At 59.6% G+C, this 22548-nt stretch carries 18 protein-coding genes and 1 pseudogene; 6 read left to right on the top strand and 13 right to left on the bottom strand.

Annotation, left to right across the window (positions count from 1 at the left end):
• From ACRXB1_RS08575 to ACRXB1_RS08530, 10 genes and pseudogenes are all read right to left on the bottom strand, one after another.
• Nucleotides 1-296 (bottom strand): annotated as a pseudogene (locus tag ACRXB1_RS08575) (hypothetical protein); the annotation flags it as partial.
• Between the two features lie 457 nt (nucleotides 297-753).
• A complete protein-coding gene (locus tag ACRXB1_RS08570) occupies nucleotides 754-1215 on the bottom strand; it encodes a peroxiredoxin (protein WP_075357972.1) in 462 nt (153 codons plus the stop codon).
• 127 nt (nucleotides 1216-1342) lie between these two features.
• Nucleotides 1343-2239: a polysaccharide deacetylase family protein gene (locus ACRXB1_RS08565; protein WP_449491763.1), complete on the bottom strand. Its 897-nt coding sequence runs from the start codon at nucleotides 2237-2239 to the stop codon at nucleotides 1343-1345.
• A 9-nt stretch (nucleotides 2240-2248) separates the two neighbouring features.
• Nucleotides 2249-3298 (bottom strand): bifunctional UDP-4-keto-pentose/UDP-xylose synthase, encoded by a 1050-nt coding sequence (locus ACRXB1_RS08560; protein WP_061999261.1) that lies wholly within the window; start codon nucleotides 3296-3298, stop codon nucleotides 2249-2251.
• Complete coding sequence (locus tag ACRXB1_RS08555) at nucleotides 3295-4281, bottom strand: formyltransferase (protein ID WP_449491762.1); 987 nt, start codon at nucleotides 4279-4281, stop codon at nucleotides 3295-3297. Before ACRXB1_RS08555 ends, ACRXB1_RS08560 begins: the two co-directional genes overlap by 4 nt.
• Nucleotides 4282-4291: 10 nt before the next feature.
• Nucleotides 4292-5320, bottom strand: coding sequence for a glycosyltransferase (locus ACRXB1_RS08550; protein ID WP_061999263.1), 1029 nt, complete (start codon nucleotides 5318-5320; stop codon nucleotides 4292-4294).
• A 74-nt stretch (nucleotides 5321-5394) separates the two neighbouring features.
• A complete protein-coding gene (locus tag ACRXB1_RS08545; RefSeq protein ID WP_449491761.1) occupies nucleotides 5395-6558 on the bottom strand; it encodes a DegT/DnrJ/EryC1/StrS family aminotransferase in 1164 nt (387 codons plus the stop codon).
• 65 nt (nucleotides 6559-6623) lie between these two features.
• Nucleotides 6624-6995: an SMR family transporter gene (locus tag ACRXB1_RS08540; RefSeq protein ID WP_449491760.1), complete on the bottom strand. Its 372-nt coding sequence runs from the start codon at nucleotides 6993-6995 to the stop codon at nucleotides 6624-6626.
• A gap of 86 nt (nucleotides 6996-7081) precedes the next feature.
• Nucleotides 7082-8755, bottom strand: a complete 1674-nt coding sequence (locus ACRXB1_RS08535; protein ID WP_075357975.1) for a glycosyltransferase family 39 protein — start codon at nucleotides 8753-8755, stop codon at nucleotides 7082-7084.
• A gap of 336 nt (nucleotides 8756-9091) precedes the next feature.
• Nucleotides 9092-9466 (bottom strand): Mth938-like domain-containing protein, encoded by a 375-nt coding sequence (locus ACRXB1_RS08530; RefSeq protein ID WP_449491759.1) that lies wholly within the window; start codon nucleotides 9464-9466, stop codon nucleotides 9092-9094.
• Between the two features lie 1180 nt (nucleotides 9467-10646).
• On the opposite strand from ACRXB1_RS08530, the gene ltrA reads away from it, so the two are divergent.
• The 6 genes from ltrA to ACRXB1_RS08500 all read left to right on the top strand — a co-directional run bounded on the left by ltrA (nucleotide 10647) and on the right by ACRXB1_RS08500 (nucleotide 20018).
• Entirely contained in the window at nucleotides 10647-12347 is a 1701-nt protein-coding gene (ltrA, locus tag ACRXB1_RS08525) for a group II intron reverse transcriptase/maturase (RefSeq protein ID WP_449491758.1), read from the top strand.
• 511 nt (nucleotides 12348-12858) lie between these two features.
• Entirely contained in the window at nucleotides 12859-14097 is a 1239-nt protein-coding gene (locus ACRXB1_RS08520; RefSeq protein WP_449491757.1) for a pyridoxal phosphate-dependent aminotransferase, read from the top strand.
• A 27-nt stretch (nucleotides 14098-14124) separates the two neighbouring features.
• Nucleotides 14125-15441, top strand: coding sequence for a homoserine dehydrogenase (locus ACRXB1_RS08515; protein ID WP_061999269.1), 1317 nt, complete (start codon nucleotides 14125-14127; stop codon nucleotides 15439-15441).
• Nucleotides 15442-15450: 9 nt separating this feature from the next.
• The gene (thrC, locus tag ACRXB1_RS08510) at nucleotides 15451-16896 is read left to right on the top strand and encodes a threonine synthase (protein WP_449491756.1); all 1446 of its coding nucleotides are present in this window, start codon (nucleotides 15451-15453) and stop codon (nucleotides 16894-16896) included.
• Between the two features lie 128 nt (nucleotides 16897-17024).
• A complete protein-coding gene (locus ACRXB1_RS08505) occupies nucleotides 17025-18617 on the top strand; it encodes an ABC-F family ATPase (RefSeq protein ID WP_449491755.1) in 1593 nt (530 codons plus the stop codon).
• Between the two features lie 240 nt (nucleotides 18618-18857).
• A complete protein-coding gene (locus ACRXB1_RS08500) occupies nucleotides 18858-20018 on the top strand; it encodes an NAD(P)H-dependent flavin oxidoreductase (protein ID WP_449491754.1) in 1161 nt (386 codons plus the stop codon).
• A 30-nt stretch (nucleotides 20019-20048) separates the two neighbouring features.
• On the opposite strand, the gene ACRXB1_RS08495 is transcribed toward ACRXB1_RS08500, so the two are convergent.
• The 3 genes from ACRXB1_RS08495 to ACRXB1_RS08485 all read right to left on the bottom strand — a co-directional run.
• The gene (locus ACRXB1_RS08495) at nucleotides 20049-20252 is read right to left on the bottom strand and encodes a DUF1289 domain-containing protein (protein ID WP_061999273.1); all 204 of its coding nucleotides are present in this window, start codon (nucleotides 20250-20252) and stop codon (nucleotides 20049-20051) included.
• Between the two features lie 67 nt (nucleotides 20253-20319).
• On the bottom strand, nucleotides 20320-21612 hold the full coding sequence (locus ACRXB1_RS08490) for a phospholipase A (RefSeq protein ID WP_082778759.1): 1293 nt from the start codon (nucleotides 21610-21612) through the stop codon (nucleotides 20320-20322).
• A 304-nt stretch (nucleotides 21613-21916) separates the two neighbouring features.
• A partial coding sequence (locus ACRXB1_RS08485) for a divalent metal cation transporter (RefSeq protein ID WP_449491753.1) occupies nucleotides 21917-22548 on the bottom strand: 632 nt, incomplete at its 5' end.

The following is a 22548-nucleotide window of genomic DNA, read 5'->3' as shown; positions in this document are numbered from 1 at the left end:
TGACCCTTCGCCAGATAGTCTGAAGTCGATTGAAGAAGATGCTTTGAAAAGCGCCGCCTCGACCTGATTCGGGCGGCGTTTTGCGTTTTTACGATGTGCCGTTTTGTCGCAGCAATGTTCGCGGCGGTGGGGCGCGAAGCGCTAGCCGGCGCGGCGAAGTCAGTATCGATGTCAGTCGTGGCCAGGTCGCCCTCGCTCGCCTGCTTTCTGGCTGGTCGTGCAGGCCGGGCTTTGGCTTTGTATTCTTCAGACGGCAGGAGGTTGCCGAGCTTGACGGGTGCGGTAGGCAAAGGCATGGTTTCCCTCGAAAGGATCGGATCTTATGTCGTGCGTCGCCTGTCGCATCCTGCTGGGTTGGCCTGAGTTATCAGGCCTGACTTCGATGCAGTTTGCGCCCGGTGACGCGCTTCGGTTTCGAAAACGCCGGTTCGCCTAGATTTCGATCGGCTCCTTGGAAGTTGCGTCCTGAAGATCAAACGGGAGTTGAAACGCGCGGACGGCGCGGCGCGCAGCGCGGGAGGGAGCGTCCGCAAACAAAAAAGCCGCCGTCCCGGACGTTGGGACCAGCGGCTCTGGAGCACCTGCGTACCTGCTCCTTTCGTCCTTCACTTCGCCCGGGCAACATGTGAAGCCGGAGCGTCGTGTGTAGCGGAGACCCGTGCCGGTCGCGGGGGTTACCGCGATACACCGGGCGCTACGTAAAGAGAAATGGAAGGAGGGGCATGCGCTCATTGCGAATCAATATAACGTGCCTCAAAGCGCTTGTACAGCTTCCACAATCTGCTCGACGTGACCTGGAACCTTTACGCCACGGAACTCCCGGCGAAGCACACCTTTCGCGTCCAGCAGGAAGGTCGAACGCTCGATTCCGCGGACTTCCTTGCCATACATTTTCTTCATTTTGATGACGCCGAAGAGCGAGCAGATGGCTTCGTCGGAGTCGGACACCAGTGTGTACGGCAGTTCCAGCTTCGCCTTGAAGTTGTCGTGCGATTTCACGCTGTCGCGCGAGATACCGATGACCTCCGCGCCGGCTGCCTTGAACTGGTCGTAGAGATCGCGGAATTGCAGGCTTTCGGTGGTGCAGCCCGGCGTGTTGTCCTTCGGATAGAAAAACAGCACGACTTTCCTGCCCTTCAGGCTGGACAGCGAAAAGTCGCCGCCGGTGGCGGGGGCGGTGAAATCGGGAACTGGTTGATCGACTGCGATCGGCACGGAGTTTCTCCTCTTTTTTATCGATGACGCGTGCCCGGACGCCAGTTTCTGGTGATCGGGCACGTTGAAACGGGGTGCAGATTGGAAGAATCTCGTTCCAGCAAGCTCACTGAGCCCGCGCGAGGCATCAGTCCGGCTGCAGGATCAATTCACCCGCGCGGCCCGGAATCTCGCCCCACGCGACAGGGTACGTGGGCAGCGTCGAGCGGTCCAGCGTCGAATGGTAGTCACCCATCGTGCAGAACGTGTGGCCCTGGGCGCTCCAGCCAGCCAGCATCTGCTCGAAAACCGGGGCAAGCTTTTGTCCCTCGAGTTCGGCGTGCAGCGTAAATACTTGATCGTGATCCTGCTTCGATGTCAGCCCGAGCAGATGAGCGGCGACGTTGCTCACGTCGACGCCATCGACGCCCAGAACCTCATCCAGCGTGGGCAGCGTGGTCGGCATCTGGACGTGATTCAGGACGCGGCCATCGAGCACGGGAATGTAGGGCGCGTGGCCCCGTCCGTCGGACGCGTACTTCATGCCCCAGGCATCGATCTGTTCAAACGCGTGGCCGTTCATCTGCCAGCCTGCCGCGCCGTGCGTGACGGGCGGTGCGCCGAAGATTTCGATGAAACGCGCGTGGCTGCGCTGCATCTGCGCGGCGGTCCACTCACGGTTGCCCGCGCGGACGTTGTCCTGCCAGTAGACGTGGTCCCAGGTGTGGATGCCGCACTCGAAGCCGCCTTCGTGAATTGCGCGCATTTCGGCGACCGCACGACGGCCAATGTCCGGCCCCGGCAGAAGCACGCCATACATGAGCGTCTTCACGCCGTAGTGCTCCACGACCGATGTCCGCGAGACCTTCTTCAGGAACCCCGGACGAAACACCCGGCGTAAAGCCCAGCCGGTGTGATCGGGTCCGAGACTGAACAGGAAGGTTGCGCGGGCGTGATACTTGTCGAGCAGGCGCGCGAGATTCGGCACGCCTTCGCGCGTGCCGCGCAACGTATCGACGTCGATTTTCAGAACGATGCGAGCCACGCGCCGCCCTTAATTCTGGTCTTCGACAAGGCGCCGGGCCGTCGCCACATCGCCGCGATACGCTTCGAAGATCTTGCGCAGGGCGTCGTCCATGGTCGCGACCGGTTTCCAGTCCAGTTCTTCGATCGTGTTGTCGATCTTGGGCACGCGGTTCTGCACGTCCTGGTAGCCCGTGCCGTAATAAGCATCCGACGACGTCTCGACCAGTTGCACGGTCTTCGCGCTCTCGGCGTACTCGCTGATCTCGTTCGCGAGCTTCAGCATCTTGTTCGCGAGTTCGCGCACCGAGAAGTTGTTGCTCGGATTGCCGATGTTGTAGATCTTGCCCGTCGCCACGCCGTTCTTGTTTTCGATGATCTTCATCAGCGCGCCAATGCCGTCGTCGATATCCGTGAACGCACGTTTTTGCGCGCCGCCATCGACGAGACTGATGTTTTCGCCCCGCACGATATGGCCGAGGAACTGCGTGACCACTCGCGAGCTGCCTTCCTTCGGCGTGTAGATGGAATCGAGGCCCGGGCCGATCCAGTTGAACGGGCGGAACAGCGTGAAGTTCAGGCCTTCCATGCCGTAACCCCAGATCACGCGGTCCATCAACTGCTTCGAGCACGCGTAGATCCAGCGCGGCTTGTTGATCGGGCCGTAGCTGAGTTGCGATTCCTCGGGATCGAACTGCTCATCCGTGCACATGCCGTAGACCTCGGAGGTCGACGGAAACACGAGGTGCTTGCCGTACTTCACGGCCGAACGCACGATGGGCAGGTTCGCTTCGAAGTCGAGCTCGAACACACGCAGCGGCTGCTTCACGTAGGTGGCCGGCGTTGCGATCGCGACCAGCGGGAGGATCACATCGCATTTCTTGATGTGATATTCGACCCACTCCTTGTTGATCGTGATGTCGCCTTCGAAGAAATGCATGCGCTCATGGTGGGCGAGGTCGCCCAGACGGTCGCGCTGCATGTCCATGCCGAAGACTTCCCAGTCGGTCGTCTCGAGAATGCGCTTGGAAAGGTGGTGGCCAATGAAGCCGTTGACACCCAGGATCAGGACTTTTTTCATGAATGAGGAAGTGATTGAGTGAGTCGGCCGAATTCGGCGGGACTGACGACGCGTTCGCCGCCGGCTGGAGTCTGGCTTTCGTCCACGAATGGCTGCCGTAGTTCACGAATGGCGACGACGCGGCCATCGCCGCATACGCCAAACAGCGCATTATCCTTCACGTGAAGGCCGGGGGGCAAATCCCCGAGCGCGCGCAGGGTCTCGGCTTCGAAATGGGGCGAGCCGGTCTCCGGCACGAGCCGGGCGCGCGCCACGATAAACCGTGTCGGTCCAAGATCCGTGAACGCGCCCGGATAAGGCGGCGCGACCGCGCGAATCAGGTTGTACACCTGCTGTGCCGGCTTCGACCAGTCGATACGCCCATCTTCCGGTTTCCTGCCGCCGAAATAGCTGCCTTTGCTGAGATCGTTCGGAAGATGCGGCGCTTCGCCTGCGATCAGCGCCGGCAGCACACGCCAGAGCGTCTGTTCGGCGGCGACGGTGGTTTTGTCGAAGACCTGGCTCGCGGTGTCGTCCGGGAGAATGGGAACAGGCGTCTGGGCGAGAATCGTCCCGGCGTCGGGTTTCGCTGCCATCTCATGCAGCGTCGCACCGGTTTCCGTCTCGCCGTTCAGCACGGCCCAGTTGGTTGGAACGCGGCCGCGATATTTCGGCAGCAGCGAGCCGTGCATGTTGTACGCGCCGCGCGTGGCGAGCGCGAGCAGGCCGACCGGCAGCATATGCCGGTAGTAGAACGAGAAGATGAAGTCCGGCGCAAGCCTGGCTATGGCGTCATGCAGCTCGGCCGACTTCGGGTCGGCGGGCGTGATCACGTCGATCCCATGATCCGCCGCCACGGATTTCACGCTGCCGAACCAGATGTTCTCTTGCGGATTGTCTTCGTGCGTGACGACCAGCGCAACGTCCACGCCGCGCGCCAGCAACACCTGCAGGCAACGCACGCCGACGTTGTGATACGCGAACACGACTGCGCGTGGCTTCATGGCAAAGACCTCATGACGGATCGACCTCGCGCGTGATCGCGGCGACGGCTTCCTGACGCGGCTTGGTACGCGAGATCTGGCCGTCGCGTTCTTCCAGTATTGTCTGAACCAGATAACGCGGCCGTGCACGAACTTGCTGATAGATCCGGCCGATGTACTCGCCGAGCAGCCCCAGCGCGAAGATGATCACGCCGAGCATGAAGAAGGTGATGGCGAACAGGGTGAACACACCTTCGACTTCCGCGCCGAACATGAAACGCCGCACCAGCAGCAGCAGGAACAAACCTGCGGACCCTACCGAAAGAATCACGCCTATGAACGATAACCACTGCAGCGGCACGACCGAAAACCCGGTCACGAGGTCGAAGTTCAGGCGGATCAGGCTATACAGCGAATACTTGGATTCGCCCGCGAAACGCTCTTCGTGCGCGACATCGATTTCAATCGGATTCTGCGAGAACGTGTAGGCGAGCGCCGGAATGAACGTGTTGATTTCGCCGCAACGATTGATCGTATCGATGATATGACGGCTATACCCGCGCAGCATGCAGCCCTGGTCCGTCATGCGAATCCGCGTGATGCGTTCGCGCAATCGGTTCATCAGCCGCGATGCCTTCTTGCGCCAGAAACTATCCCGGCGCTGCTGACGGATCGTGCCGACATAGTCATAACCCTCGCGCATCTTGGCGAGCAGCTTGGCGATTTCCTCGGGCGGATTCTGCAGGTCGGCGTCCAGCGTGATTACGCTTTCCCCGCGTGACTGCTCGAAGCCGGCGAGGATGGCCATGTGCTGGCCGTAATTGCCGTTCAGCAGGATCACGCGCGTCGTGTCCGGACGTGCGCGAAATTGCTGCGCGAGCAGTGCGGCGGATTTGTCCCGGCTGCCGTCGTTGATGAAAATGACCTCGTACGTTGCACCGAGCGCATCGAGCGCGGGATACAGGCGCGAGAAGAGCGCGGCGAGGCCGTCTTCCTCGTTGTACACCGGGACCACGACCGTCAGTTCGGGTCCGGTCGGCAAAAAATCGGTTTGACTCATATTGGCGATGGTTCCGCTAGATTTCCGTAATCAATTGATGCTGCGCCGGCCGCATCCCGCGGCGCGGCTTCTTCTTATATGGCGTGCGCCGCGCAGATTTCATCGACGGCCTGCACAACTCGCGTCACGTCGTCATGGGTCATCTGCGTGAAAAGGGGCAGCGTAACCGTGGACGCGCCATACTTTTCGGCGTGCGGGAACATGCCTTCATGGAATCCGCGCGCCCGGTACAGCGTGAACAGATGCAGCGCCGGGTAATGTACGCCCGTGCCGATGCCGCGCTCCTTCATCTGCCCCATGAATTCCGAGCGCGTGAGGGAGAGGCGCTCCAGCGGCAAAGCAATCTGGAACATGTGCCAGTTGCTGTCAGTGAAGTTCTGCACCGGCAGTTGCACGCCCGAGCGCACGGCCGAGCCGTTCGCGAAACTCTCGAAATAGGCTCGCGCGAGCTCGCGGCGCTTTTCCGTGAAACGCCCGACGTGCTTCAACTGCCCGAGGCCGACGCGAGCGGCGACATCGGTGAGATTGTATTTGCCGCCGAGCAGGTCGCAGTCCATGCCGTCGAAGCCCGTGCGCGTGATGCCCTGCAGCCGGTACTTCTGGGCCAGCACCGCTTCCTCTTCGTTATTCAGGACGAGCGCGCCGCCTTCTATGGACGTCACGTTCTTGTTGGCGTGAAAACTGAACGAAACCATGTCGCCAAACGAGCCGATTTTCTTGCCGCGCCAGGTTGAACCGAACGCCTGCGCGGCATCTTCGATCACGCGCAATTTATGGTCGCGGGCGATGCCGTAGAGCCGGTCCATATCCACGGGCAATCCCGAGAGATATACCGGCAGGATGGCCTTGGTGCGCGGCGTGATGGCTTTTTCCAGTAGATCCAGGTCGATATTGCGCGTAACCGGATCGATGTCCGCAAATACTGGCGTGGCGCCCGTTTCAATGATCACATTGCTGGTCGAGACCCAGGTCATCGGCGTGGTGATGACTTCGTCGCCTTCGCCTACGCCCGCAATCCGCAAGCCGATTTCTATGGTCGCCGTACCGGAATTGAACGTGCGCACCGGGCGGCCGCCGCAATAGGCAGACAGATCAGCTTCGAACTGCGTGTTCTGCGGGCCGGTCGTGATCCAGCCGGAACGCAGTACGTCGGCGACGCCCTGGATCGTCTCTTCGTCGATCTCGGAGCGCACGAACGGCAGGAAAGGGAGCGTTTTGGAGGTCACGTTCTGGGTCATGGAGTCTCTGCGTTAGAAATGGAGGAGCGAGGCGTTGACATAAGCTGACAAAAACGAAGCCGGGGCTAGGCGCGGGTCAACACCACTACGCCAATCAGGATGATGCCGATACCAACCAGGCGCTGCACTGACAGAATTTCACCGAACAAATACCACGCTGCGAAAGCGTTTACCACGTAACCCAATGAAAGCATGGGATAAGCCACGGAAACGTCGACCCGCGACAAACCCACGATCCACACCACGACACTGAACACATAGCAGGTAAGGCCACCGATAATCGGCCATTGCGTTGCGATCTTCAAACCAATCGGCACGATGTTCGCCGGCGTGAACTCGAAATGGCCCACGGCGTTCACACCTGCTTTGAGCAGCAACTGCGCACCGGCGTTCAACATGACGCCGGTGATGATGCAAATGAAGGATATCGGGTTCATCGTCGACCGTAATAGTGGTTTTTATCGGCGTAGTGCGGCGCAGCATTCTTGTACAAAATGGCTTGCGCGAACGCCGCGCCATTGTTTCAAGGCTGCGGCTTTTCCACAATGACCCTTCGATCATCACGCGCAATCACTTTCATCGGCACGTTTTTCGCAAGCATTTCGTCATACCTGCCCGGGGGCATCAGCGCGAGAGCGTATCGATCGGCGTCCCAGCGTTGAATCCACGCATCGATGGTCGGCAACCATTTCTGCGGCTCCGTCGTCACGCCGAACTGCAGTTCGTCGGGCTCCTGGACCATGATCATGGTGTGGCCGAGGTAAAACGGCATGGTGTGGTCGAGCTTGGCAACCGAATAAAACGGCGTGTCTGCCGGGAGCTTTGCCATAGCTGCCTTGACCGCAGGCACCAGTTTCACGCCTGAACTCTCGCGGCCGAAGACATCGTGTCCTGTTCCCGCGATGGTACCGATCAGCAACCATGCGGTGCCCAGCAACACAACGCCGCCAATCGAACTGCGCCGGTTGTACCAGATCGCTGCAAGCGTGACTACGAACGCAACAGCGAGCGCTGCATATACCCAAAGCTGGAACTCACGATACAGAGAATTGGGCGTATGCCCACCGCCCATGCGACCCAGGAAGATTGCGCCGAATGCCGCCGCGACCAGAAAGACGGCATAGCCAATCAAATGCCGGCTCCATTGCACCCTCGTCAGCAGCGGCAAATAGATTGCGATAAGCAACGCGATCGACGGCGCAATCGGCAGGGTATAGGACAGGAGTTTCGAGTGTGATGCGCTGAAAAACAGGAAGATGAAGGCCGTCCAGACCAGCAGCAAGGTGACCGGCGCAAAGCCGTTTGGCTGTCGTGGCACTTTCACCGCGTGGCGGGCGCTCTGGAAAATCACGGAGAGCCAGGGCAGGAATCCGATGATCAAAACGGGCACAAAGTAATAGAACGCGCCCGGCCGGTTCTGTTCGGGCGTCAAATAACGTTGAAACTGCTGCACGATGAAAAAGAAGTTCAGGAACTCCGGATTTTTCATCTGCACCAGCACGAACCAGGGCACGGAGATGATCGCAAACAGGATCAGTCCGCTGCCAATGTAAAGGCGCCGCCAGAGGGCCCAGTCACGCGCGATCAGCGTGTAGAGCACAAGGACCGCGCCCGGCAGAATAAGACCGACCAGCCCCTTTGAGAGCAATGCGAGCGCCATGCCGGCCCAGCAGAGCCACATCCAAAGCCGGACCTGGTTGGCGGGGAGGTTGGGGCGTTGCGCGAGCAACAAGCCGCACAGCGTGAGTTCCATCCAGAAGGACAAACCCATGTCGAGCGTGTCGAAATGGGCCATCAGATTCCAGTAGGGCGACGTCGCAAGGACGACTGCCGCGCAAAAGCCCGTCACGCCGTTGAATACTCGCGCGCCGGTATAGCCAATCAGCAGCACACCGGCAAATCCCGTCAGTGCGGTATAGAGCCGCGCCTGCCATTCGCCGATCCCGAACCACGCGAATGTCAGCGCGTTCGCCCAGGTTTGCAGCGGCGGTTTCTCGAAATATTTGTAGCCGTTGTATCGCGGTGTGATCCAGTCACCGGTCACGAACATTTCGCGGGCCATTTCCGCGTACCGGCCTTCGTCGCTGGGAACGAGATGGCGCAGGCCGAGGGGCGCAAACCAGACCACAGCGAGCGCTGCGACCAGCAATAAAAGCGAGAGGCGGGTGAGCGGTAGCCGGTAAGGCGTATCGTTCATAGAAGTCGACCTGTCCAGTGCCGCTTTTGCGGCGAAAAGCAAATTCAAAAAGGGGCTCGAGTGTTGCGCATCGAGACTTAAGGGCGGCTTAGGCGGGCTCCGGATGTCTTGTCGCACATGTTCGGTGAACACACGCAGGTTCCGCGTCTTCGGCAATACGCACAAGCTGGCCGAATGGGCAGGTAGGTGACGAAACGTGCAACGTTTCAACTGCTGATCGAAGAGCGCGGGCCGGTCCAAGCGACAAAGCTGCCGGGCGGCAGTTTATCGTACTGGCGTGCCGATTCCGCGCTGAGGCGCCTTGAAGACGTTACGAACCGGTTCAGCGAGCGCGGATCAGGCTTCGAGCAACAGCGCGGCGGCGACCCGGCGGCCTTCCGACATCAGAATGTTGTAAGTACGGCATGCGGCGCCGAAGTCCATCGTCTCGACGCCAATGCGCTGCTGCGTGAGCCTGGCAGTAAGCCGCGGATGCGGAAAACGCAGGCGCGCGCCGCTGCCGAACACGATGACTTCGGGCGCCAGCTCGAGCAGCGCATCGAAATGTTCAGGCGTGAGCGTCTCGAACGACGTGACCGTCCACTGGATCACGGGACTTTCCGGCATCACGACAATGCTGCCTTCATGACGCTGGAGATTGATCGCGACGTAATCGGCGCCGTAACTCGTGATGGTGTTGAGCGCGCCGCTGGCTTCCTGATGTAATTTCAAATCGATAGTCCGACAGGCGGGTTGATGGCAAGGAGCGACTGTGCGAACGCCCGTGCCGGGAAGAATCTGCCGGCGAGTACGGCGCGCGCATTGCGAAAGTCACGCTTAATCCGCTAAATTATAACTTTTCGTGCGACACGCACGCTCGTGTCCGTTAGCCCACGTTACGGGCATCGACCTGTCGGTATCAGTCGGGGGTTCATTCCCGACTGCGCTGCCGACCATTTGTTGGCACCTTGAGGCCAACGCTTTGTAGTGAAGCGAGACCCGGTAGGGCATTTTAGGGTTTCGCCACAGGCGATTCTCTGTATGCCGTCCGTACTGGGAATCGCATTGTAATTGCCTGACTACCGTCAGGTACCGCCCTGTCAGCGGCTTCACCTCCGCCGACAAGGCGGAGTGATGTTTGCAAGTCCCGCGCGTCAAGCAACGGATTCGCTACGCGATACGAGCGAAAGCTCGGTGTGTCATGGTTCGGCTCGTTCCCGCAAGTTGGGGACGGGTAGTGAACCTGCTATACGACTAGCAGTAGCCTAGGAAGACATGCGTCACTGGTAACGGTGGGGTTTGAAGCTCTTCTGACAACGTAGCCCCCGGACGTTCGGGCGGATGGGTGCCGCGAGGTGCTCAGCCGGAGACTCCTAGCAGTGAGGGGGTCGAGGAGCAAGGCTGATTGGTAAGGTTAATGTAAGTGAACTGCTGATAAACCTCGTTAATAATGCGGTGCCTAAGCTGCTGAGTGGCATTTACCAAACGGTGCGCGGTCGGACAATCCGTTGAAAGGTCGGATTGCGTCGTCATCAGACCGCCGGGGAATAGGCAGAACCTAAGCCAGTCGTGTGACATGCCGGGAACGTGGTAAGCCCGTATGGTTGCCAGTGCGGTTTGACTGGCAGGCGGACCGTAAGGAACGCTGTTGATTGTGCGGGTATGGGAGGACGGAAAAAGCGAACGTCGGGCTGTAATGGTCCGGATAGGAGTTGAGACATTACTCCACGCGAAAGCGGGCAGACTTCCGTCTGGTCTACCGTCGCAAGACGGCTGACTACCCTCTGTGTCTTGGTCAGGTACGGGTGCATGCGCCCGTACTGAGGTGTTTGTTGTTCCCCAGCGGGGTGTATCTACCCCGCTGGGGGAGATGCGCCTTCTGCTCGGGGACTTTTCCAAGTAGGAGAGCAGCATGAAAGTATCTAGTCGGAAGACTGGGTCTGCGCTTTCCCACGCGCCGGGTGACTGGTACGCCGTAGATTGGCGTCGGGTTGAACGGAACGTGAGAGGGATGCAGATTCGAATTGCGAAGGCGACGCGGGAAGGCAAATGGCGCAGGGTGAAAGCCTTGCAACGGATGTTGACCCGCACGTTGTCCGCCAAGTTGCATGCGGTACGACGTGTTACGCAGAACCAGGGTGCGCGAACGGCTGGAGTCGATCGTGAACTATGGGATTCGCCTGAAAGTCGACGGCTTGCTGTCGATCGGTTGAAGCGGCGTGGATACAGGCCTCTGCCTTTAAGGAGGGTCTTTATCCCCAAGGCCAATGGGAAGGAGCGCCCTCTGGGCATTCCGACCATGCATGACAGAGCGATGCAAGCTCTGTATTTGCTGGCCTTGGAGCCCGTGGCGGAGTCAACGAGCGACCCGAACTCATATGGGTTCAGGAGTCATCGCTCGACGGCCGATGCCATGTCTCAGCTATTCAAATCATTGCATGACAAGGGCTCGGCTCCTTGGGTGCTGGAGGCGGATATCAAGGGTTGCTTTGATCACATCGATCATGATTGGCTGGAGCGCAATGTCCCAATGGACACGGCGATTCTCCGAAAGTGGTTGACGGCTGGCCTGATATATCAAGGTCAGCTGCAGGCGACGGAGGCCGGTACGCCGCAGGGGGGCATCATTTCCCCGACATTGGCCAACGTGACGTTGAACGGGCTAGAGCGAGGACTGATGGCGCACCTCGGTGCGAAATTTGGAATCGCGAAGGCCAAGAAGCTGAAGGTTCATGTGGTGCGGTACGCGGACGATTTCGTCATCACCGGCGACTCGCAAGAGGTGCTAGTCAACGAAGTCCGACCTTGGATAGAAACCTTCCTCGCGGTTCGAGGCTTGCAACTATCTGAGGAGAAAACGCGGATCACTCACATTGATCAAGGCTTTGATTTCCTTGGGTGGAATTTCCGGAAGTACTCGGGAAAGCTGCTCATCAAGCCGAGCAAGAAAAACGCACAAGCGTTCTATCGCAAGGTGGCGGAAACGATCAGCGGTAACAAGACGGTAAAGCAGGAGGATCTGATCCGCCTGTTGAATCCGATGCTTCGGGGCTGGGCGCAGTACCACAGTCCCGTGGTAGCCAAGCAGGCGTACAGCCGCATGGAGTATCTGGTTTTCCGGAGGCTCTGGTGGTGGTCGAAGAGGCGGCACCCGCAAAAGAACGCGAGCTGGGTGAAGACGAAATATTTTCACTCTGTTCGTAACCGACAGTGGGTGTTTGCTGCTCCTGTAGTTTGGAAAGATGGTGATAAAGGGTTGTTTGAGCTGTACCAAATCAGCGGTACAGTCATCAAACGACACACGAAGCTCAAGGGGGATTTCAATCCTTTTGATCCCAAGTGGGAGCAGTACGGCGAGAAATTGCGGCAGGATCGCATGTGGGAGTCGATGCGCTATCGTAAGCAGTGGGCGACGCTGTACATGTCACAGGGTGGATTGTGTGCACACTGTGGCACCGGTCTGACGGACGAAACGGGTTGGCACGACCATCATCTGGAATATCGGATGCATGGTGGTAAAGACACGTTGTCCAACAGAGTTTTGCTTCACCCGCATTGCCACCAGCAAGTGCACGCTGGCAAACTTGTTGTAACGAAGCCGGTCCTGTATTAGGTAGGGCTTTGAATGTAGGCTTGAGCTGTATGCGGGGAAACTCGCACGTACAGTTCTTAGGGGGCTCTTCATCCGAGAGGATGGGGGGCTACCCTACAGCCGTTCGCGGGTTGCGAGCCCGGACGGCGCAGTGCTTCGCGTGCCGCCACAAGCTGCTTGCCGACACGCAAAAAAGGGCTGTTTTCCTTGGCCTGGTGGCCAAAAATCACACGTTTGGGCCCAAACCCGCCTTTATCCGGCGCATTTTCGCTAGACTGCCTGTTCTGCGCTGCCTTCCGAATCCCGAAATTTTCGCCGGTTCAGGAGCGCCATGACGTCCACCACGGTCGAACGTCCTTGTTGCGTCTTGTGACCGGCCCGCGTGCATCGTCGCGATCCCGGTCCGGGTTGGAACGCCTTGCAGCGCAGGCCGCAATGTCCTTTGTTTGTGTCCTTTCGCCGACCTTGGCCGCCGACTGCACCCGATAACCAACAGAGCCTGATTTCAAGTAACCGAGTGAGCCTTCCCGCCGTGAAACCGATTCTCAAGTCCAATAAATTACAGAACGTCTGTTACGACATTCGCGGACCCGTGCTCGAACACGCGAAGCGTCTCGAGGACGAAGGTCACCGGATCATCAAGCTCAACATTGGCAATCTGGCCTCGTTTGGTTTCGACGCACCGGACGAGATCATCCAGGACATGATCCGGAATCTGCCTGCATCGTCGGGATATTCGGACTCGAAGGGCGTGTTCGCTGCGCGCAAGGCGATCATGCATTACACGCAGGAAAAGGGTGTGCTGGGCGTGGAGCTGGACGACATCTACATCGGCAACGGCGCGTCCGAGCTGATCGTGATGGCCATGCAGGGTTTGCTCAACGACGGCGACGAAGTGCTGCTGCCCGCGCCGGACTATCCGCTGTGGACGGCCGCGGTCAGCCTGTCATCCGGCACGCCTGTGCATTATCTCTGCGACGAATCCGCCGACTGGATGCCCGATCTCGACGACCTGCGCTCGAAGATCACGCCGAACACGAAGGCACTGGTCATCATCAACCCGAACAATCCGACCGGCGCGCTCTATTCCGACGCGCTGCTGACCGAAATGATCGAGATCGCGCGCAAGCACGGCCTGATCATTTTCGCCGACGAGGTCTACGACAAGATCGTCTACGACGGCCGCAAGCATACGGCGGTCGCGGCTTTGTCCGAGGACGTGCTGACGGTCACGTTCAACAGCCTTTCGAAGAGCTATAGGGCGTGCGGGTATCGTGCGGGCTGGATGTTCATTTCCGGGTTGACGGGCGAGAATCGCCGTATTGCGAACGACTATATGGAAGGGCTAGGCATCCTTGCGTCCATGCGCTTGTGCGCGAACGTGCCGGGACAGTACGCCATCCAGACGGCGCTCGGCGGCTACCAGAGCATCAACGACCTGATCCTGCCAGGCGGGCGCCTCTTCAAGCAGCGCGAGCTTGCGTACGACATGCTGACCGCCATTCCCGGCGTGAGTTGCGTGAAGCCGCAAGCGGCGCTGTACATGTTCCCGAAGCTCGACCCGAAGATGTATCCGATCGTCGACGACCAGCAGTTCATCACGGACCTGTTGCTTGAAGAACGCACGTTGCTCGTGCAAGGCACGGGTTTCAACTGGCCGGCGCCCGATCATTTCCGCGTGGTGTTCCTGCCGAACGTGGACGATCTGGCTGACTCGATCAACCGTATCGCGCGCTTTCTCGATGGTTATCGAAAGCGTCACTCTGTTTAACACCTCTCTTAAAAGACTTACGCTGCAATGGAACCGATCAAAGTTGGCCTGCTGGGCTTCGGCACCGTCGGCAGCGGCACCTTCACGGTGCTGCGCCGCAATCAGGAAGAAATCAAACGGCGCGCGGGACGTGGTATCGAAATTTCGCGCATCGCCGTGCGAACGCCGTCCAAGGTGAAGGGCGCCGAAGGCATCGAGATCACGACCGACTTCAATTCGGTCGTGGACGATCCGTCCATCGACATCGTGGCCGAGATGATCGGCGGCACGGGCGTGGCGCGTGACCTGGTGCTGCGTGCGATCGCCAACGGCAAGCACGTGGTGACGGCGAACAAGGCGCTGCTCGCCGTGCACGGCAACGAGATCTTCGAGGCGGCCAGCAAGAAAGGCGTGATGGTGGCGTTCGAGGCGGCGGTCGCGGGCGGCATTCCGATCATCAAGGCGCTGCGCGAAGGGTTGACGGCCAACCGGATCGAATACATCGCGGGCATCATCAACGGTACGACGAACTACATCCTGTCCGAGATGCGCGATCGCGGGCTCGACTTCGCGACCGCGCTGAAGGCGGCACAGGAACTGGGGTATGCGGAAGCCGATCCTACCTTCGACATTGAAGGCGTGGACGCCGCGCACAAGGTCACGATCATGAGCGCGATCGCGTTCGGCGTACCCGTGCAATTCGACCGCGCTTATGTGGAAGGCATCAGCAAACTGGATGCAATCGATATCCGCTACGCTGAAGACCTGGGTTACCGGATCAAGCTGCTGGGGATCGCGCGCCGCACGGAGAAAGGCATCGAATTGCGCACGCACCCGACGCTGATCCCGGAAAAGCGTTTGCTCGCGAACGTGGAAGGGGCAATGAACGCGGTCGTGGTTCACGGCGATGCCGTGGGCACCACGCTCTACTACGGCAAGGGCGCGGGCGCGGAGCCCACCGCGTCGGCGGTGGTCGCGGATCTCGTGGATGTGACGCGCCTGCATACGGCCGACCCGGAGCATCGCGTGCCGCACCTGGCATTCCAGCACGACAGCCTGGCGAATACGCCGATTCTGCCTATCGAGGAAGTGACGAGCAGCTACTACCTGCGTTTGCGGGTGGCTGACGTGACCGGTGTGCTCGCCAACATCACGCGCATTCTCGCGGACAAGGTCATCTCGATCGATGCCTTGCTGCAGAAGGAATCCGAGCACGTCAACGGCGAGGACAAGGGTGAGACCGACATCATCCTGCTCACGCACGAAACGGTTGAAAAGGAAATCAACGCAGCGATCACGCAGATCGAAGCGCTCTCCACGGTGGTTTCGAAGGTGACGAAACTGCGCATGGAAGGAATGAAATAAGGCCCTGAAATGAACTACATCTCGACCCGCGGCGCCGGCATAGGCGAGCGCCATACTTTCTCCGACATCCTTCTCGGTGGTCTCGCCAAGGATGGCGGCCTGTATCTGCCCGCTGAGTACCCGCGCGTCACGGCGCAGGAACTCGACGCGTGGCGCTCGCTGCCTTATGCGGATCTCGCTTACGAAATCCTGCGCAAGTTCAGCGACGATATCCCTGACGAAGACCTTCGTTCGCTCACCCGCCGCACCTACACCGCGCAGACGTACAGCAACGTTCGCGATCACGAAAGCGCGTCGCAGATCACGCCGATCAAGACGCTTGGCGTGGAGAACGGTACGACCGTGTCGCTGCTGGAATTGTCGAACGGACCGACGCTCGCGTTCAAGGACATGGCCATGCAGTTGCTCGGCAACCTGTTCGAGTACACGCTCGCGAAGCACGGCGAAACGCTCAACATCCTGGGCGCCACTTCAGGCGACACAGGCAGCGCCGCCGAGTACGCCATGCGCGGCAAGCAGGGCGTACGCGTGTTCATGCTCTCGCCGCATCAGAAGATGAGCGCGTTCCAGACGGCGCAGATGTTTTCGCTGCAGGACCCGAACATTTTCAATCTGGCGGTCGTCGGCAACTTCGATGGTTGCCAGGACATCGTCAAGGCTGTCTCGAACGATCACGCGTTCAAGGCTGCCAACAAGATCGGTACGGTCAATTCGATCAACTGGGCCCGCGTGGTTGCGCAGGTGGTCTATTACTTCAAGGGCTACTTCGCCGCGACGAAATCGAACGCCGAGCGGGTGTCGTTCACGGTGCCGTCGGGTAATTTCGGCAACGTCTGCGCGGGACATATTGCGCGGATGATGGGCTTGCCGATCGAACAGCTCGTTGTCGCCACGAACGAAAACGACGTGCTGGACGAGTTTTTCCGCACCGGGATTTATCGCGTGCGCACGGCCGCCGAGACGTATCACACGACGAGCCCGAGCATGGATATCTCGAAGGCGTCGAATTTCGAGCGTTTTGTGTTCGATCTGCTCGGCCGCGATCCGGCCCGTGTACTGCAGCTTTTCCGTGACGTTGAGGAAAAGGGCGGTTTTGACCTCGCGGCAAGCGGCGATTTCGGGCGCGTGAAGGAATTCGGTTTCGTGTCGGGGCGCAGCAGCCATGCGGACCGGGTGGAAACCATCCGCGACGCATTCAGCCGGTACGACACCATGATCGACACGCACACGGCAGACGGCTTGAAAGTGGCTCGCGAACATTTGAAGCCGGGTGTCCCCATGATCGTGCTGGAGACAGCGCAGCCCATCAAGTTCGGCGAAACCATCCGCGAAGCCCTGCAGCGCGAACCGGAACGTCCGGCAGCTTTTATTGGCATGGAAGAATTGCCACAGAAGTTCGATATCGTCAAAGCTGACGCAGGCGTGGTGAAGGCGTATATCGCTGAGCGCGTGTAGGCAGGACACAGGCGGCGAGCGGCCTTCAGCGCCGCTTTGCCGTCCCGTTCCGCTGCAACGCCGCAAATCGTCGCAAAAACTGCTAAAATTGCGGGTTTTTCGCCGTACACCATTCAAAAGGACGCGCTGTGCTGTCTACTGCCAACATCACCATGCAATTCGGGCCGAAGCCCCTCTTCGAGAACATTTCGGTCAAGTTCGGGGAAGGAAATCGCTACGGCCTCATTGGGGCAAACGGCTGCGGCAAATCCACGTTCATGAAAATCCTGGGTGGCGACCTGGAACCGAGCTCCGGCAACGTGATGCTCGAACCGAACGTTCGCCTGGGCAAGTTGCGCCAGGATCAGTTCGCGTATGAAGACATGCGCGTGATCGACGTCGTCATGATGGGCCACACGGAAATGTGGAATGCCATGTCCGAGCGCGACGCCATTTATGCGAATCCGGACGCCACCGACGACGACTACATGCACGCCGCCGAACTCGAAGCGAAGTTTGCGGAATACGACGGCTATACCGCTGAAGCGCGTGCGGGCGAACTGCTGCTGGGTATCGGCATTGCGATCGAAGACCATGCCGGACCAATGAGCAACGTCGCGCCGGGCTGGAAGCTGCGCGTGCTGCTCGCGCAAGCGTTGTTCTCGAAGCCGGACGTGCTGCTGCTCGACGAACCGACCAACAACCTGGACATCACGTCCATCCGCTGGCTCGAGGATGTGCTGAACCAGTACAACTCGACCATGGTGATCATTTCCCACGACCGGCACTTCCTGAACCAGGTCTGCACGCACATGGCGGACATGGATTACGGCACGCTCAAGGTGTATCCGGGAAACTACGACGACTACATGCTGGCGTCGGCTCAGGCGCGCGAGCGTCAGGCGAGCGCGAACCAGAAGGCGAAGGATCGCGTGGCCGATCTGCAGGACTTCGTACGCCGCTTTTCGGCGAACAAGTCGAAGGCGCGCCAGGCAACGAGCCGCGCAAAGCAGATCGAGAAGATCAAGATCGAGGAGTTCAAGCCTTCGTCGCGTCAGAACCCGTTCATTCGCTTCGAGTTCGAGAAGAAGCTGCACAACATCGCGGTCGTGGCCGATGGCATCACGAAGAAATACGACCGGACCATCTTCAATCATCTTAATTTGAGCGTGCAGCCGGGTGAGCGGATCGCGATCATCGGCGAGAACGGTGCGGGCAAGACCACGCTGCTGCGCGCGTTGAAGGGCGCGATCGAACTGGATGGCGGTACGGTCAAGTGGGCGGAAAACGCGCTGATCGGCTACATGCCGCAGGACACGTACGAAGAGTTTCCGAACGACGAGACGCTGACCGACTGGGTCGATCAGTATCGTCAGGACGGGGACGACGACCAGATGGTGCGCGGAACGCTCGGGCGTTTGCTTTTCAACGCCGACGACATCAAGAAGTCCGTCAAGGTGCTGTCAGGCGGTGAAAAAGGCCGCATGATCTGGGGCAAGCTGATGCTCGGGCGCCCGAACGTCTTGCTGATGGACGAGCCGACCAATCACATGGACATGGAATCGATCGAGTCCCTGCAGATTGCGCTCGAGAAATACGACGGCACATTGATCTTCGTGTCGCATGACCGCGAGTTCGTGAACGGCTTGGCGAATCGTGTAATCGAAGTCAAGAACGACGGCACGATTCGTGACTTCGGCGGCACGTATGAAGAGCTTCTGGCGAGTCAGGGTATTCAGTAACACGACAGTCGAATAGCCGCATCCGAAAGGGTCCGCTTCGAAAGAAGCGGGCCCTTTGCGTTTTCAAGGCTGCGTTCGTGCCAGACAAGAGCTGCAACACAATCAACCGCAACACAATCAACCGCAAACACGTTCGCGAAAACGAAACGCAGCACAGTCGAACTTGATTGATAAATCGCAACATGGGTCTGTCTAACCTCCTGCAAGCTGAAAACTTTTGACCCAGGAGTTGAACCCCACATGACGCCTCTTTCCCACCTGATCATCCGCGGCCGCACCTTGCTTCCTGTTGTGCAGGGAGGCATGGGCGTTGGCGTTTCCGCGCACCGGCTGGCCGGCTCGGTGGCAAGGGAGGGCGCAATGGGTACGATCGCCAGCATCGACTTGCGCCACCACCATCCTGATCTGATGGAAATGTGCCGCATTGAACCGTCGCAGGAAACACTGGAGACCGCGAACCAGACCGCCTTGCGCCGGGAAATCATCGCAGCGAAGGAGATCAGCGAAGGTCGCGGCATGATTGCCGTGAACGTGATGCGCGCAGTCGCGTCGTATTCGGCTGCGGTGCAGACAGCCTGCGATAGCGGCGCGGACGCCATCGTGATGGGCGCGGGGCTGCCGCTCGATCTGCCGGACATGACGCAAGGTGTCGATATCGCGCTGATTCCCATTCTTTCGGACAGCCGGGGCATCGCGCTGGTGCTCAAGAAGTGGATGAAGAAGAACCGCCTGCCTGATGCCATCGTGATCGAACATCCGGCGCATGCCGGCGGTCATCTTGGCGTGGCAAGCGTCGCGGATATTCCGAGCGAGCGTTTCGATTTTGCGCGCGTGATCGAAGAAACCATGCTGACGTTCGATGCACTCGGCCTCAGCCGAACGCAGATCCCATTGATCGTGGCGGGGGGTATCGACAGTCATGCTGCGGTACGTCACTGGCTTGCAGCGGGCGCATCCGGTGTGCAGCTTGGAACGGCGTTCGCGGTTACCGAAGAAGGCGATGCGCATCCCGAATTCAAGCGCATTCTCGCCGATGCAAAACCTGAAGACATCGCTGAATTCGTGAGCGTGACGGGTTTGCCGGCGCGCGCCGTGAAGACGCCGTGGCTCCTGCGATACATGCGTCAGGAAACGAAGATTCGCGAGAAGATCGGCACGAAGCCGCAAGAATGTCAGTCGGGCCTGAACTGCCTGACTGCGTGCGGATGGCGCGACGGCATCGAAAAGTTCGGGCACTTTTGCATCGATGCCCGGTTGTCCGCGGCACTACGCGGCGATCGTCAGACCGGATTGTTTTTCCGCGGGCGGGAGGCACTGCCGTTCGGTTCGGCGATTCGCAGCGTGCGCGAATTGCTCGACCTTCTGGTTGCGGACATTCGTCCTGCTGCGGCGCCAGCCTGAACGACGCCGGAGCAAACGCAATAGCGCGGCTTAGACCTTGTCGCGCGTAAAACGCATCGCCGAGCCTTCGCGGTTGATACGCTCCCAGATCGCGCGCTTTTCGTCGTCGCTCAGGAATACCCAGTTGGAAACTTCCGAGGCGGTCCGGCCGCAGCCCTTGCAAATGTCGTCGAAGAGCGTGGAGCACACGCCAATGCACGGGCTGTCGGGTAAATCGTGAAGATTCGATGCCATAAGACGCCTGTAAAGCGGGCGCTGCACGTGTTAAACGGCAGCGCCTGCGCGGAAAGTGAACCCGATTTTACCGCGCAATGCTGTAACCGATCCGGGCGATCCAGTGTTGCCGCTGGTTGTAGTCGAGAATGTCCTCGCCGTAGCCGTTGAAATACCCCACCCACAGATAACCGCCCCACGCGCTGTTGATCAGCTTGGCAAGCGGGTACGTGAACTGGGCATCCACGCTGCCGTATTTCGCCTTCGTCCCTTTACGCAAGGTCGCCGCGAGTTGCCAGCTTTCCGGGCTGCCGTACTTCACGAGCAAATCCACGTACCCGCGATAGTCCTGGATATCCTCGTTGCCGCTCTTTGTGATGTAGTAATAAACCTTCGGCGATATGGTCAGGTGGTTCGAGTTGACATCGCCGAAATCCCACGTCGGGCGGACGAACGCGATATTGATCGCGCGCGAATCGGCGCCGCTCTTGCCGTTCGATTCATGGCCGATACCCGCCGTCACGCCCATGCGCGACCAGAGCGAACTCTTCCAGCCCGTGTCCTGCAGGTAGTAGAACAGTTGCGGCTGGTAGCTGGTATCGCGAAAGGGTGCGGACTCTGCGGACAAGTCCCAGATCGAGGTCTGCGTGTACGCCAGGTACAGGTTGTCCAGGAAGCTGCGTGAGCGGGGATCGTCGGGCAGCATCAGGCGGTACTTGAAGCTGAACTGGAACTTGGCAAGGTTGTCGCCGTTCTGGCCATCGGCGAAATACATGGGTTCGAACGTCGATAAACGGCCGCTCAGCATGCGGTCGCTCGTGGGCGTCGGTACTGCCGATGTATTGGCCGCCGCTTCCGCGCTTGCAAGTTGCTGCGGTGTCTTTGCCTGCGTCTCGGCGGTCTCCGCGGCGACAACCTGGGCTTGCTTGTCGCCGCGGTTGAGCACGATCAGCATGGGCGATGAATCGAAACCCACCGGGTCGACTTTCACCGTGCCGCGCGCCGTGTCCGGCCACGGGGCCGAGTACTTGACCTTCCTGTATTGGCCGGGGCGCAGCGTGAGTCTGTCCGGCACGTTCGCTTCGCGATCGAGCGCCAGCGGTTTCGGCGGCAGATCGCCGTTGGTCAGCGTGACCGTGAGGTTGCGGGGGACGTCGATGGTGAGCGGCTTCTTGTCGTCATCGCTGTATAGCAGCGTGAGTTCCAGCGGCTGCTGAGCGGCTGCTTCCCGCACCGGTTGCAGCACCGAGACCGTGGCATGGGCCGTCGCGGTCCAGCAAAAGCCCAAGCCAAGCGCCGCTGCAAAAGGGGTAAGACGAAAAGCACGCGGAATACCGCGCAGTGGCAAACGATTGATGTGCTGCAGTGGGCCTTGGGCCATGAAACGATCGTCCTTGTGGCGTTGATTGGCATCGGGCGCGACGATGCGGCAAAGGACGATAAACCCATTCTCCTTGCCGTCTGTTGAGCGCGGCTCACAACCGCAAAACGTCGCGGATTTCGCTCATCGCCGAGACTTGCAGCCAGCGAATCTTCGAAATGCCGAATTGTAAACGCGATGAACGTTTATCTCGAAATACGGTGCAAAACGGGCAGCAATAGCAAGAAGCGATCCCGGGCCGCAAGAATTGCATGGTGGGATCTCGGTTATGTGCTGGAGTAACGTTGCGTCATTACGTGGCCGCTCAGACGTCCGTCACTAATTGCCACAGCAAAGCCACGTTCAACACGACGATAATCCCGGCGCACATCCACGCCAGCGCCAGCGGGATGCGTTTGACGCGCCAGCGGCCCATGAGGCCGGCATCGGAAGCGAAACGTACGAGGGGAATGACGGCCAGCGGCAGTTGCAGGCTCAAGACCACCTGACTCGCAACGAGCAACTGATTGGAACCGTGTTCGCCAAACGCGCCGACGGCAAGCAGCGCCGGTCCTATTGCAAGTGTGCGGGTCAGGAGCGCCCGAGCCCAGCGTGCAATTTTCAACTGCAGGAAACCTTCCATCACCGCCTGGCCCGCCAGCGTGCCGGTGACGGTCGCGTTCAGCCCGCAGGCGAGCAGCGCCGCTGCGAAGATGGCGCTTGCCCACTGGCTGCCGACAAGCGGGGCAATCAGGCGGTGTGCATCGGCGAGATCGCTGACGTCGTAGTGTCCGCTTGCGTGAAAAACAGCGGCGGCCACGATCAGCAGCGACGCATTCACCGTGAAAGCCAGGCTGAGCGATGCAAACGTATCGATGTTCACGCCTTTCATGGCGTCGGAGATGGCTTCGTCGTCGCCGCTTTTCGCGTGGTCCTTTACCAGCGCCGAGTGCAGGA

The sequence above is a fragment of the Caballeronia sp. M23-90 genome, from assembly GCF_053574605.1.
The sequence above is the reverse complement of the archived record's forward strand: the minus strand, read 5'-3'. Positions and strand labels throughout refer to the sequence as shown.